15 protein-coding genes are annotated in these 13,399 nt (G+C 55.3%); 6 read left to right on the top strand and 9 right to left on the bottom strand.

What is annotated here, in order from left to right; all coding sequences use genetic code 11:
* Window positions 1-3 precede the first annotated feature (3 nt).
* A complete protein-coding gene (locus tag B2U47_RS10895; protein ID WP_296675515.1) occupies window positions 4-2,217 on the top strand; it encodes a CHAT domain-containing protein in 2,214 nt (737 codons plus the stop codon).
* Between the two features lie 19 nt (window positions 2,218-2,236).
* Window positions 2,237-3,802 carry an esterase/lipase family protein gene (locus tag B2U47_RS10890; protein ID WP_296675512.1) on the top strand — a complete coding sequence of 522 codons (1,566 nt, stop codon included), beginning with the start codon at window positions 2,237-2,239 and terminating at the stop codon, window positions 3,800-3,802.
* Window positions 3,803-3,806: 4 nt separating this feature from the next.
* Here B2U47_RS10890 and B2U47_RS10885 read toward each other — a convergent pair whose 3' ends face one another.
* Both B2U47_RS10885 and B2U47_RS10880 read right to left on the bottom strand, forming a co-directional pair.
* Entirely contained in the window at window positions 3,807-4,430 is a 624-nt protein-coding gene (locus B2U47_RS10885; RefSeq protein ID WP_296675511.1) for a zinc ribbon domain-containing protein, read from the bottom strand.
* A gap of 84 nt (window positions 4,431-4,514) precedes the next feature.
* Window positions 4,515-4,907 (bottom strand): DUF302 domain-containing protein, encoded by a 393-nt coding sequence (locus B2U47_RS10880; RefSeq protein ID WP_296675508.1) that lies wholly within the window; start codon window positions 4,905-4,907, stop codon window positions 4,515-4,517.
* A 117-nt stretch (window positions 4,908-5,024) separates the two neighbouring features.
* Here B2U47_RS10880 and B2U47_RS10875 point away from each other — a divergent pair, with 117 nt between their 5' ends.
* Window positions 5,025-6,296, top strand: a complete 1,272-nt coding sequence (locus B2U47_RS10875; RefSeq protein ID WP_296675505.1) for an O-acetylhomoserine aminocarboxypropyltransferase/cysteine synthase family protein — start codon at window positions 5,025-5,027, stop codon at window positions 6,294-6,296.
* Between the two features lie 29 nt (window positions 6,297-6,325).
* On the opposite strand, the gene B2U47_RS10870 is transcribed toward B2U47_RS10875, so the two are convergent.
* The 3 genes from B2U47_RS10870 to B2U47_RS10860 all read right to left on the bottom strand — a co-directional run bounded on the left by B2U47_RS10870 (window position 6,326) and on the right by B2U47_RS10860 (window position 8,554).
* The gene (locus B2U47_RS10870) at window positions 6,326-6,877 is read right to left on the bottom strand and encodes an META domain-containing protein (RefSeq protein ID WP_296675503.1); all 552 of its coding nucleotides are present in this window, start codon (window positions 6,875-6,877) and stop codon (window positions 6,326-6,328) included.
* Between the two features lie 78 nt (window positions 6,878-6,955).
* Window positions 6,956-7,759, bottom strand: a complete 804-nt coding sequence (gene murI / locus B2U47_RS10865) for a glutamate racemase (protein ID WP_296675500.1) — start codon at window positions 7,757-7,759, stop codon at window positions 6,956-6,958.
* 3 nt (window positions 7,760-7,762) lie between these two features.
* Window positions 7,763-8,554 carry an inositol monophosphatase family protein gene (locus B2U47_RS10860; protein ID WP_296675497.1) on the bottom strand — a complete coding sequence of 264 codons (792 nt, stop codon included), beginning with the start codon at window positions 8,552-8,554 and terminating at the stop codon, window positions 7,763-7,765.
* 35 nt (window positions 8,555-8,589) lie between these two features.
* Between B2U47_RS10860 and hemH the strand changes: the two genes are divergently transcribed.
* The 3 genes from hemH to B2U47_RS10845 are packed head-to-tail and all read left to right on the top strand — an operon-like array spanning window position 8,590 to window position 11,350.
* Entirely contained in the window at window positions 8,590-9,702 is a 1,113-nt protein-coding gene (gene hemH, locus B2U47_RS10855) for a ferrochelatase (protein WP_296675495.1), read from the top strand.
* Window positions 9,699-10,439 (top strand): competence/damage-inducible protein A, encoded by a 741-nt coding sequence (locus B2U47_RS10850; protein WP_296675491.1) that lies wholly within the window; start codon window positions 9,699-9,701, stop codon window positions 10,437-10,439. The genes hemH and B2U47_RS10850 overlap by 4 nt, the downstream gene beginning before the upstream one ends.
* On the top strand, window positions 10,421-11,350 hold the full coding sequence (locus B2U47_RS10845; protein WP_296675486.1) for a lipid A biosynthesis acyltransferase: 930 nt from the start codon (window positions 10,421-10,423) through the stop codon (window positions 11,348-11,350). The genes B2U47_RS10850 and B2U47_RS10845 overlap by 19 nt, the downstream gene beginning before the upstream one ends.
* Before the next feature lie 7 nt (window positions 11,351-11,357).
* Here B2U47_RS10845 and sctJ read toward each other — a convergent pair whose 3' ends face one another.
* The 4 genes from sctJ to B2U47_RS10825 all read right to left on the bottom strand — a co-directional run bounded on the left by sctJ (window position 11,358) and on the right by B2U47_RS10825 (window position 13,280).
* Complete coding sequence (gene sctJ / locus B2U47_RS10840; RefSeq protein WP_296675483.1) at window positions 11,358-11,966, bottom strand: type III secretion system inner membrane ring lipoprotein SctJ; 609 nt, start codon at window positions 11,964-11,966, stop codon at window positions 11,358-11,360.
* Between the two features lie 38 nt (window positions 11,967-12,004).
* Entirely contained in the window at window positions 12,005-12,586 is a 582-nt protein-coding gene (locus B2U47_RS10835) for a hypothetical protein (RefSeq protein ID WP_296675479.1), read from the bottom strand.
* Between the two features lie 7 nt (window positions 12,587-12,593).
* The gene (locus tag B2U47_RS10830; RefSeq protein WP_296675476.1) at window positions 12,594-12,959 is read right to left on the bottom strand and encodes a tetratricopeptide repeat protein; all 366 of its coding nucleotides are present in this window, start codon (window positions 12,957-12,959) and stop codon (window positions 12,594-12,596) included.
* A gap of 75 nt (window positions 12,960-13,034) precedes the next feature.
* Window positions 13,035-13,280: a hypothetical protein gene (locus B2U47_RS10825; RefSeq protein WP_296675470.1), complete on the bottom strand. Its 246-nt coding sequence runs from the start codon at window positions 13,278-13,280 to the stop codon at window positions 13,035-13,037.
* Between the last annotated feature and the right edge of the window lie 119 nt (window positions 13,281-13,399).

Genomic DNA, 13,399 nt, shown 5'->3' with positions numbered 1-13,399 from the left:
CACATGGGCGTCCGTCTGAACAATAACATCGCAACCTTTGACATAGACACGACTATCGAGCAGATCACCCTACAACTGCTGGGAAAATCACCCGATTACATCGTGCTACGTCGCCCCCGGCAAGAAACAGGCCGCTTCTGGTTCTACGTGTTTACCAGCCAGGAGCTGTTACAACGCATCCAGCAATGTATTGGGCAAGTATCCGGCAGCACTTTCCCGCACTTGCTGGATTGCCTGCCACAACTGCGTGAAAGCGGCTCAGCACCCGTGGTTCCCGCCAATATCCAGTTGCCGCGCTGGACAGATGAATACGGGCGGGGCAACTGGCACGCTGCGCAATACCCGGTAGCGGTGCGCGACAACCAACCCAGCGGTGTATGGGAACCCACCCAGTCTGCTGCACCGCCTGCCGCTAGCCCCGTCACTCATGCCAAACCTTCCATTCTGGAACAGTTGGGCGTTGATTTCGGCAAACTCGACTGGGGCTCACTGACCAGCAGCATCCTCTCTCACCCTACCCGCAGCACGAATCCGGGCGACATCCTCAACCGCAGTTACGGCTCCCCTTCCATTACCCGTGACGGTTCGGGAGGCTCTGCCAGCGGTGCGGATACCACCAGTGCAGGTGACGGGTTTGAAACCTTGTCCCCCCCTGACAACAAGATGCAGGAAGTTTTTCCCGCCATTGAGCCATCCAGCAAGTCTCCCGTTGTTGGCGAAAGCCTGACCCTCAGCATCAGCCTCAAACCCCAGGCTGACACGGAAACCAGCGGTACGGTCGGCTTGCCCTCAGCGGCTCCCGATTTTGTGTTCAAGCTGACAGTCCACCTGTTGTGCGGCAAGGAAAGCCTGTGGGACACGCTTGAATACAGTCAGGCAGCGGGTACTGGCAAAGCCGCCAGTTTCACCTTCACCGCCCCCGATGTGGCACTGGATGCCAGCGGCAACTACCCCGAACGGGAAAAGCTGCTGGTGGTCGCCAACTTTTATTATGAAAACCGCTGGTGTGGCGAAGGCCAGCGTTACCTGGATCTGCGTCTGGATGACACGGTAACGCCGTTACGCCGCTTGCCCAAACCTGCCGAAAACCACTGGCGCAGCCTGATCCTGCTGGAACAGGGCGCACAACCACCCGACCTGCTGGTACGTATCCACAAAACCGGCGAACGAAGCTATCGCTGGGTATGCCTGTCACGTCACATGCAGTTTGACCGCAACCTGCCTGCGGACATGAGCCTGCCGGAAAATGCCGCTGATTTTGTGTACGACCTGTTTGAGCAGTATTCCCGCGCCACCCTCAACAGCGTCAAGGTTGAAGAAATCAAGGGGGTAGGCGAACACATCTACGACAGCACCCCGGAACTGTTCAAGACCACTTACTGGGCACTGCATAACCACTTGCAAGCCAACAACCAAGCGTTCCAGAACATCCTGTTCATTACCGATGAGCCGTTTATCCCGTGGGAACTGATGCGGGTGGCAGACCAGCAGCGTGGTGCAAACATTGCTGCGGAATTCCTGTCGGTACGCCATGCGGTCGGGCGCTGGGTAGCGGAGTGTTCTTCGCGCCTGTCACAACAGATTCCGGTCAGGGAAATGGTGGCTTGCGGCTCGGATTACGTGGGCTTCGATGCAGTTTACCCCACCCTGCCGTGGGTCAAGGATGAGCTGGCCTGGCTGGGCACGCAGTATCAGGCCAAAACCGTGCCGCTGAAATCGGCAGACGTGCTGAATTTCCTCAAAACTGGTTCGGCGCAAGCCGTGCATTTCGCCTGCCACGGGCAGATGGATCAGCACAACCCGCTACGCAGCCAGTTGATTATGGAGGATTCCCCTGACAACCTGCGCCCCACGGTGATTTCAGCCAATGAAGTCGAAACCGGTCTGGGCAAGGAACATCCACTGGTGTTCCTCAATGCCTGCCAGCTTGGCTCCAGCGGGCAAGCCCTATCGCTGATGGCGGGGTTTCCGGGGGCTTTCCTCAAAGCCGGAGCCAGTGCCGTGATCAGCCCGTTGTGGACCATCAGCGATGAGCACGCCAAAGCCATTACCGAGCAGTTTTATCAAGCCGCTTTCGCCAACCCCGGTGCAACCCTGGGGGAAATCCTGCAAACCATCCACCGCCAGTGGGAAGACAAAAAACACCTGACCTTCCTGGCTTATGTCCTGTATGGCGATCCGCAGGCCAAGGTTTTTTTCCGCCCAGCCAACAACTAGACAACCGCGAGGAAACACCATGAGCAGCAACATTTTTGACCTGAAGGAAAATCCCACCCCCATTGAATTGCGTGAGGCAGGCATCGTCCTGATTGCCCCTGGCCTGCGCGGGCGTGGCAGCTATGCCGGAAAGCGCGAAACCGGTCAAACCCGCGCCCTGAGCGGCGAACGCGATGCACTGGACAAGGCTATTGCAGAAGCCGGGCTGGAAGACCGCCATACCCTGATACTGGAAGCCCCTACCCCGGAACCACAGCTTGGCAGTACAACCCGTGCCGGTGGGCAGGCGGTTGCCCACGATGCCATCCAGTTGCAGGTGGCAGGCAGGCCGGATGAAGTGCAATTTGCCATTTATACCGATGAAGCAGGCACCATTTCTTTCCATTACCCGCAAAAAACGGCAGCCGATGCGACCGGAACCCGCGCTTTCGGCTCACCACTGCAATACCGCTACCAGATTCCCTTGCGCAAGGCTCGCGGGGAAGGCACGGAAGGCTCACGTGGCTTACTAGGTTTCATCGGCAGCAAGATCGTCAAGATTGTGGTCGGCAAGCTACTGGGGACTCAAACCGGCAAACTGGGGCACTGGGCCATCCAGAAGTGGGAAAACAGTGCGCGGGCATTTCAGGGCTTGCATGGCGGGGCGGATTTCAGCAGCCTGATGCAGGCCGAGCCGCAACCGTTTGGCGCATGGGACAGCATTCGTGGCAAAAAAGCCCTGCTGTTCGTGCATGGAACCAGCAGCAGTACCGCCGGTGCATTTGCCGGATTGTTGGAAGCAGGCAACCGTGATGTTGCCGATACCCTGTACCAGCGTTATGGCGGGCGGGTACTGGCTTTCAACCATCACACCATGAGCATTGGCGTGGCAGACAATGTGCGGCAGTTTTATGAAGCGTTCCAGCAGCATCCGGGTGAATACACATTCGACATCATCTGTCACAGCCGGGGTGGGTTGGTGTCACGCGCCTTTACCCGGTTGCCGGATGCCTTTCTGGCACAACGGCTGGATGGCTGGCAACGTCCCGCAGCGGTGAAAATCCGCATTGACCGCATTGTATTCGTGGCAACCCCGAACGGTGGCACAGACTTGGCTCGCCCCGGCAATATTCCGCAGGCGCTGGAACGGTTGGCAAATTACGTCAATATTTTCCCCGACAGCCTGCTGACCATTGGCGGCGGCATGTTGCTGTCGCTCGCGGCAGGAATTGCCGAAGCCGGTTTGCCGTATGTACCGGGTCTGGATGATCAGCAACCGGACAGTGAACTCGTCAAGGCATTGACGGATTCACAAGCCGAGGCTCCCCGTTACTTTGCATTCCAAGCCAATTATGAAGTGTCTGGCAAATTGCGCGAGGCCATCAAGGCCAGTGGCACAGTACTGACCGGGGCAAACCGTTTCGTGGATGGTCTGTTTGGTGAGTCACCCAACGATCTGGTGGTTCCCACCACCGGCGTTGCCGATAACCGCCATTTCCGCTTGCCGGAAACCCAGGTGGTGAAATTTCAGGGCGACAAGGTGCACCACACCAACTTTTTCTTCCAGCCGGATATTCGCCGTTTGCTGGATTTCCTGCCGGGGTAAGCGCTCAGGCGTCGCGCTCATCCCACAGTTGCTGGTGGATTTTGCTGTTCAACACCCAGGCGCAAAATCCACCGATCAGGATGGCAGAAATGAAATTCCACAAGCCATACAGCATGAAAAAGGCGTAGAGTGCCGCGCCCACCGCTGCCAACCAGCCTTTGGGCAGGAACATGTCTTCCTGGGCCATATTGGTCAAGGCATACAGCATGGGGTCTTGGGCAAGCAGCGGGGGGGAATCCGCCAGCAGGAAAGCGATATAAGCCGCCACACCCAGCAATATGGCACTAACCAGCGTGGTGAAGGCACCATTTTCAATCCAGCCTTCCAGCAAGGCATAGGCAATCAGCATGACCGCTACAATCAATGGCGCAGTCAGGATGGCAATTTGCCAGAAACTGTCCGCCACGGAACCCCGCACCAGCCATTCCAGCCACACCGGACTCATGGAACCCAGTGCAGCATGGATAGTGTATGGCAAAGCAACCACAGTCATCAGGATACCAGCCTTTTTCTTGACCGAGGTCACTTGCTTATCCAGCGCCGATGCCAGCGGATAACCGCAGGCAGGGCAGGAACGGGCGCGGGAACTGATTTGCTGGTTGCATTCCGGGCAGGTGATCAGAGCCATTGGCGGTACTTCCTCAGTTTTTGTCGTTGGGTCATGATAGATTTACCGAAACCGTAGCAAATGGTTGCTTCCAGGTAAAACAAATCAAGCCGATAGCTTGCTGACTACCCGTAACAGCTTTTCCTTGGCAACCTTGCCCACTTCTTGTGCTGCATCGCTTTGTGCCAGCCCCAGCACCGTGACAGGATCCATGAAACTGACCACGACGCTGCCGGGAGCCGTTTCATACATGATGAAATTGCATGGCAGCAAGGTGCCTGCATTCGGCTCCACCTCCAGAAGCTGTGATGCCAGCTTGGGGTTGCACGCACCGAAAATACGGTAAGGCAGGATGTCCTTGTCCATTTTGGCTTTGAAAATGGCCTGCACGTTGACTTCGCTGACAACGCCCAACTGTTCTTCCAGCAAAACTGCCCGGACTTTTTCGATGGCTTCTTCAAAACCGCCCTGAAGCGTAGTGTTGAACTCGTATGACATGATTTTTCCTTTCTGTTGAAACTCAGAGGCGCAAGTTTATGCACCCGCACAAATGCGAACAATGCAAAATCACAAACGCTATGATATATCTTGCCATTCCATTAAGGAGGAGCATCCATGAAAAAAGAAACCATCTCGATCCACGGCGGCTATGTCACCGACCCAACCACCAAATCGGTTGCCGTGCCAATTTACCAGACCGTTGCGTATGAATTCGACAATGCCCAACACGGTGCTGATTTGTTCAATCTGGCGGTTCCCGGCAACATTTATACCCGCCTGATGAACCCGACCCAAGATGTGCTGGAAAAGCGTGTCGCAGAGCTGGAAGGCGGTATCGCTGCCCTGGCACTGAGTTCCGGCATGGCAGCCATTACTTACGCCATCCAGACCATTGCGCAAATCGGCGACAATATCGTTGCCACCCCGCAACTCTACGGCGGTACTTACACCCTGTTTGCCCACATGCTGCCGCAACAGGGCATCGAAGTACGCTTTGCCGCCAGTGACAGCGCGGAAGACATCGAGAAACTGATCGACGCCAAGACCAAGGCTGTTTTCTGCGAAACCATCGGCAACCCTGCCGGTAACATCGCCGACATCGAAGCCATCGCCGCTGCCGCCCACCGGCATGGTGTTGCCGTCATCGTCGACAGCACCGTTGCCACCCCAATCCTGATGAACCCTATCGCATACGGGGCTGACATCGTAGTACATGCGCTGACCAAATACATGGCAGGTCACGGCAACTCGCTGGGCGGCATCATTGTCGATTCCGGCAAATTTCCGTGGGCGGAACACGCCGAGCGTTACCCTACCCTGACCCAGCCGGAACCTTCCTACCACGGCGTGGTATACACCGAAGCACTGGGGCCTGCCGCCTACATCGGTCGCGCCCGTACCGTACCGCTGCGTAACACCGGTTCTGCCATTTCACCCTTCAATGCTTTCCTGATTCTGCAAGGGATTGAAACGCTGGCACTGCGCATGGAACGCCACTGCGACAACGCCCTTGCGGTTGCTAATTACCTGAAAAACCATGAGAAAGTGGAATGGGTGAAATTTGCCGGTCTGGAAGGCGACCAGTATCACTCGCTGGCGCAGAAATACTTCAACGGCAAACCAGCCGCGCTGATGACCTTCGGCATCAAGGGGGGCTTTGAAGCAGGCGTGAAATTCTACGACCAGTTGCAGATGATCAAGCGTCTAGTGAACATCGGTGATGCCAAAACCCTAGCATCACATTCCGCCTCAACCACTCACCGCCAGCTCACCCCGGAAGAGCAACTGCGGGCAGGTGTCACACCGGAAACCATCCGCCTGAGCATCGGTATCGAGCATATCGACGACATCATTGCCGATATGGAACAGGCATTCGCCGTAGTGTAAACACGGCTGGTCTGGAGTAGGGATTCTCCCTACTTCAGGCTCCTGAACACCATCACCAGCTTGCCTTCCCCGTCAAACAACTTCAGCTCATTGTCGCTCTTGTCCAGTTTTGCCATGCTGGGCAAGGCTGCTAGGTATTTCTCTTCCCAGTTGCCACCATCCACAAAGGTCGGGCACACCGCCTCCTCGCATTTACGCTGGGTGGTTTCAATGTCCTTGATGCCAAACAGGGTATCGTTGGGGTTGACGAATGTCCCCGCATAGCTGTTGCAGCCGGAATAACCGGATACCGTACCGTTATGGAAAGTCATGGTAATGGCGAGCTTTTCCGGCGGGACTTCATCATTCAGCCTGGTCAGCAACCAGAAGGTGCTGTTCAGATTGCGGTGATAAAGCTCAGGCAGCAGGCAAACCACCCCGTCACGCACCGCATCCGGTGTGGCAGGCAATGCAGCAGCAGGTGCGGCTGCCTCTTTTTCCGCCTTGTCTTCCGCCTTGTCTTCCGCGTGTACGGCGACACCACTCCCCATGACCAGCCACAAGACACTGGCAGATACAAAAACAGTATATTTTTTCAGCATAACGCAGCCCCTCGGGTACACTACAAACCCGTTAATCTAGTACGAAATCAGACATATTGCAGGGCACAATGCATCTTTTCAGACATAAGGCGCTGGGAGTACTACTAGCTCAAGCGGCTTTTGCCACAACACTTGCATACTCAGATGGTGTTGCTCGCCCTGCTTGCTGGAAAAAAAGCGGATGTCTCCTTCCAGATTTTCCATCTGGCGCAAATCATGCTGTTCCAGCACCCGCATAAGCTGGTGCGTGACTGGCGTACTGGTTTCCAGCACCGTCATCCTGCCGTGGGTCACATCATGGATAGCTTCTGCCAGAAAGGGGTAATGGGTGCAGCCCAGCACCAGCGTATCCACCCCCGCATCCAGCAAGGGCAAGGTATAGTGCTTGAGCAACTGGCGCACAGCATCACTGTGGAAATCCCCGGCTTCGACATGTTCGACCAGACCGGGACACGCTTGGGTAATCACCTGTACGTGACTGGCGTACTCACGGATCAAACGGTGCAAACGTGGGCTGTTCACTGTTTGCTGAGTCGCCAGCACCCCCACCACCCCGGTCTGGGTCAGGCGTGCTGCCGGTTTGACCGCAGGCTCAATGCCCACCACCGGAATCGGCAATACCTCCCGCAAATAATCCACTGCATGGACAGTCGCCGTATTGCAGGCCACTACCAGCGCCTTGACCTGCTGCTCCAGCAGGAAATCAGCCACCCGCTTGCTACGCTCACGGATATAGTCAGGGGTTTTGCCACCATACGGCGCGTGACCGGAATCAGCTACATAAATCAGGTGCTCATTGGGTAACAGACGGTGGATTTCCCGCAAGACCGAAATCCCCCCCAGCCCGGAGTCAAACACCCCAATCGCTTGCTGGCTGGGCATGGCTTAGCTGTGTTCCTGCAAATAATGCAACCAGGCCGCAAACAGTTCCGGGTCGGGTGAAACCACCACCGAACGTGTTTCCATCGCAGCCTTGAACACCGGCTCGCCCTGCAAGGTACAAGCATGACCACCAGCTTCAGACAGGATCAGCGTACCCGCTGCCAAATCCCACAGCTTCATCCCGCCATGCAGGTACAATTGCCCCCGGTTGGCTGCCATCCATGCCCATTCCAGCACGCAACTACCGATATTGCGTTGCGAACCGTAGGGGGGATGTTTCATCAAGGCACATTTCAGTTCATCCCCGAGACGTTTGAAATCAACCACTGCAACCGCATTGCGCAGTTTGAAACCGGTTGACTGGCATTGCAGGCGTCTGCCATTCAGCCACGCCCCCTGCCCGCGTTGCGCGGTAAACATTTCATCACGCAAGGGATCGTAACTCAGCGCCAGCACCACCTCACCCTGCCGGATCAACGCCAGTGACGAGGCAAACAGGGGAATGCCTGCCGCGAAATTGCTGGTTCCATCCAGCGGGTCGAGACACCACAAGGCATCCGACTCACGCAGCAAGCGTTCCTGCTCTTCCCGCTCCATTTCCTCGCTCAGGAACGCGATGTCAGGCCAGTGCTCATGCAGGAAAGCGCGGACACGCCGGTCAGTTGCCAGATCAGCCTCAGTCAACACACTGCCATCCTGTTTCAGGGAATAACCCACACGCTCAAAGCGCGGCAGGATTTCTTCCCGCGCAATATCACGTAGCGCCTGTGCGAGTGTTTGCAGGTCTGGCAACATGGTTTATCCTTCATGCCGAAAAAAGGAATGATACCATGAGCCGATTTCTCAACGACAAAGACTATTTCCACGGCAAATCAGCCTGTACTGGCGTATTGCTGGTCAATCTGGGTACGCCGGATGCGCCCGACAAACCATCGCTGCGCCGTTACCTGAAGGAGTTCCTGTCTGATCCGCGCGTGGTCGAAATCCCCCGTATCGTCTGGTATCCGATCCTGTACGGCATTATCCTCAACAAGCGCCCGGCTGCCAGTGCGGAAAAGTATCAAAGCGTGTGGACAGCCGACGGATCGCCCCTGCTAGCCATTTCCCTGCAACAGCAGAAAGCCTTGCAGAAAGAAATGGAAATCCGCTTTTCTGGCCCAGTCAAAATCGAACTAGCGATGCGTTACGGCAATCCGTCGATTGCTTCCGGCTTGCTCAAGCTCAAGGAAGCCGGTGCACGGCGCATCCTGATCCTGCCGCTGTACCCGCAATACTGTGCCGCCACTAATGCGACCACCTTCGACAAGGTGTTTGACGAACTCAAACGCTGGCGCTGGATGCCGGAACTGCGGCTGGTCAACCATTACCACGACCACCCCGGCTACATCGAAGCCCTCGCCAGCAGCGTGCTGGAACACTGGGAAACACAACCGCGCGGTCAATTACTGCTCATGTCATTCCACGGCATCCCCAAACGCAACCTGACCCTCGGCGACCCGTATTTTTGCGAATGCCACAAGACTGCCCGCCTGCTGGCAGCAGAACTCAACCTCAAGCCAGAGGAATACCGCGTCACCTTCCAATCGCGTTTTGGCAAGGCCGAATGGCTGCAACCGTATACCGACAAAACCCTGCAAGCCCTGCCAGGTCAGGGCATCAAGCAGGTGGATGTGATCTGCCCAGGTTTCGCGGCTGACTGTCTGGAAACGCTGGAAGAAATCCAGGTGGAAAACCGTGAATATTTCCTGCACGCAGGTGGGGAAAACTACCACTACATCCCGGCACTCAATACCAACACCAAACACATCCACGCGCTGGCAGACATCATCCAGCAACACACCCAGGGCTGGCCTGAAACCGCCGCAGACTGGCAGGAATCCGTACAGCAACAACAGGCAGAACAAGTCCTGCAACGCGCCACCGACAAGGGAGCAAACAAATGAAAGTCGGACTGATCCTGATCGGTGACGAACTCCTAAGCGGCCTGCGTCAGGACAAGCACATGGGCAAAATCCTCGAATTCCTCAAGGCTCGCGGCCTGTCACTGGCATGGGTACGCATGATCGGCGATGACTGGGACTTGCTGGTGCAAACCCTGCGCGAAACCATGCAGCGCAAGGAGATCGTGTTCAGTTTCGGTGGCATTGGTGCAACCCCGGACGACCTGACCCGACAAGCAGCCGCCACAGCGTCCGGGCGGCGTTTGCTGCGTCACCCGCAAGCGGTTGCCCTGATCGAAGGCCGCTTTGGCGAAGGTGCTTACCCCAACCGTATCCGCATGGGTGAACTGCCGGATGGCAGTATCTTGCTGCCCAACCCGGTCAACCAAATGCCCGGATTCAAGCTTGGCAACCACCATTTTGTCCCCGGCTTTCCCGACATGGCTTGGCCGATGGTGGAATGGGCACTGGACACCTTTTATTCACAACATTTCGACACCACCCCACCCGTGGAACAACGCTGGCTGTTGCGTGAAGCACTGGAAAGCGAACTGATCCCGATGATGGAAGAACTGCTGCGCACTTTTCCCGATGTGCACCTGTCCAGCCTGCCCAGCACCACTATCCGCCGCCAGATTGATTTCGGCCTGAAAGGTAAAACCAGTGCAGTACAGCCTGCGGCAGATTGGTTTGAAGCACGGATGCAGGCTGACAATATCGCTTGCGAACGCCTGCCGTGAATCAGGCATTGCCGCGCCAGTTGCTTGCGCCACGTCACTGGCCTGCCTGGCTGGGAATTGGTTTGTTCGCCATCCTCGCTTGGTTGCCATGGCGAACCCGTCGCTGGCTGGGTAAGCAACTGGGCAAACTGTTTTATACCTATCACGCCAAGCGGCGCAAGGTTGTGCAGATCAACCTGCACCTGTGTTTCCCGGATCTGGCGGAGACACAACGCGAGCAACTGGCACAGCAGCATTTTCAGGAGTACGCCCATGCCCTGCTGGATTACAGCTTGTTGTTCTTCCGCTCACGTCGCTGGTTATACCAACGTTGCAGGATTCAGGGGCAAGAGCATATTGATAACGCCATCGCCGCCGGACAAAACATCATTTTGCAGGCAGCCCATTCCGTCTGGCTGGAATTCGCTGGTGCAGCGTTGGGGCAACATTACCGCATGGTGGGCTTTTACAAACCGTTGCCCAACCCCGTGGCTGACTGGCTAGTTGCCCGTAGCCGCTGGCGGGACGCCGATGTGCTGATGACCCGTGCCGATGGCATGATGAAACTGGTGAGAGTACTGGAGCCGGGCAGGCTAGTATTTTTCATGCCGGATGAAGATCATGGCCTCAAAAATTCGGTTTTTACCCCCTTTTTCAACATCCCCAAGGCAACCCTGACGACTCCGGCACGTCTAACCAAACTGGGCAAGGCGGCTTCCATTCCGGTGATGGCCTATTTCAATGCTGACGATGGCTGCTACGAGATTGTGCTACAACCTGCCATGCCTGATTTTCCGGGCAACGACGAACAAGATAATGCGGCGCGGGTCAATGCAGAGCTGGAACACCTGATCCGACGTGGCATCCACCAGTACATGTGGACGCTGAAGCTATTCCGTACCCGCCCAGCCAGAGAAGCCAAGCTCTACTAAACGCACCTTACAGACTGGAACGGGCAGGCAATTGCGCCGGAACCATCACCACCGACACTTTGTCGTAGCTCAAGCCTTCAATACTCTTTTCCACAATCAGCTTGATGTCGGACTTCATATCTTCCAGCTTGTATTCAGGGTTGTACTTGATGAATACCGAGGCAGAAGACGGCGTAATCTGATCACCCAACGGATTGTTTTCCGGCAATACCACATGCACCCGCGCTATTAGCACCCCGTCAATCTGGCTGAGGGTTTCCTGTACACTTTGTGACAAGGCGAAAATGAACCGGGCACGCTCTTCCAGCGGGGAAGAAATCAGACCATCTTTTTTGAACAACTCACCAATGGTCGCGGCTTTTTCACGGGGGTAGCCGTGTTCTTTCAACAGATTGATGGCTTGTGGAATGCTGGAATCCGCCACATGCAGGAAATAGGTTCCGGCTTTCTTGTCACCTGTTTTGGCGGCATCAATGCCGTTATCCAGCAGAATAGCCAGCATGGCGTTAGAATCCTGTTCATCCAGATTGCTGTACAACTCTGTCTTGCAACCTGCCAGCAGCATGACTGCCAACAGACAGGCTGTCTGGCAAAACTTTTTCGTTATGGTTGTCATCGTGCGCCTCGTGTAAAGAATATCTGTCCGGGGGCGATTTACTGGCCTCCGGCACGGAACAGGGTTTTGAAACCATCAGCCGCCTGCCCAACCGCCGCAGAAATGATGCGGATTTTTGACATCAGCATCTGCGAATTTGTTAGCCAGTGGGACAACTGACCCTGGTATTCCATTACGGTAGTTGTGCGCTGGTATTCGGCATCAAACATTTTCTTCAACTGATTACCCACATCCTTGCCACCTGTACCCGCATTCACTTCTGGATAGGAACGCATTCCCGCAGCCGCCTGTGCAGGTTCCTGTGAAACAAATTCACTAAACGTCGGCATATTGGTAAATTGTCCCAACATGCGCTGGTAAGCCTGATCCATGCTAGTAACCTGCTTGATGACCGCAGAACCAGTGCTGCTGGCATCACTCTCCTGGGGCTGAACCTGCAAAACAGGGGTATCACGCATCAAGGCATTTAGCCCACCGGTCAGATCAGTTATCGCATCGCCACCACCGTTCATGATGCTTTCAAAACGCAACATATTCTCCATCGGCGGCGGTGGCAGTTGTTTGGCAACCGCTCCCCCAGCCATAACATCAGGATTAACCAGCGCACTGACATCAAACATAGATACCTCAACTATTCAGGTATGCCGAGGCAATAGTCCTCTCATCCTGATTGCCGTGTTGAATGACTTCTTCAAACAGGTTTTTGGCCTCATCAGCACTGCCGGTTTGGCTGAGGGCAATACCCAGAAAACATTTGGCACTCATGTGCTCGGGTTCGCGCACCAGAATCTGGTCACGCAGGATCACAATGGCCTGTGCGTAATCACCGGCATAAACCTTGGTGATGGCAACACCCATTTTGACCGGAATCTGTTCACCACCCAGCGCATCGACACCATCCATGATGACTTGCGAACGCTGCATATCCCCCTTGAAACAAGCCAGATAGCTGACTTCGGAGAGTAACTGGAGTAATTCATTATTAACTTGCATTATTTTCTCCCTCAAACTGGATGCCATGGATAACCATGGCATCACTCCATAAACACAGTAAATCAATGAGACAAATTAGCCTGCACGACCCAATTGTTGTGACTGGCTCTGCATAATGCCTGCGATAGCCTGAGACATAGCATCCCGGAACTGATAGAAGGCACGGTGCATCTGAAACTTGCGGTTCAGATCACTCATCTTTGCCTGAAACTGCATGGCTTCATTTGCCTGGGTTTCAGATTGACTCAAAATATCGCTAGGGCTAAAGCTAGATATCAAATTAGCCGAGGTTGAAGCCCCAGTAGCGGCTGTATCACCCATCGTCATATCTCCTTACATGATTCATCCATAAACTCCGAAAAATTCCCGATTCAAAACCAAACGCGAGGGAATCATGATTTCCTGAGCAGACATGCGTTCAATGCCTTCCGTTAACACTT

Origin of the sequence: Thiothrix sp. UBA5583, assembly GCA_002425225.1 — a bacterium.
GTDB classification, from domain to species: domain Bacteria; phylum Pseudomonadota; class Gammaproteobacteria; order Thiotrichales; family Thiotrichaceae; genus Thiothrix; species Thiothrix moscowensis.
The sequence above is the reverse complement of the archived record's forward strand: the minus strand, read 5'-3'. Positions and strand labels throughout refer to the sequence as shown.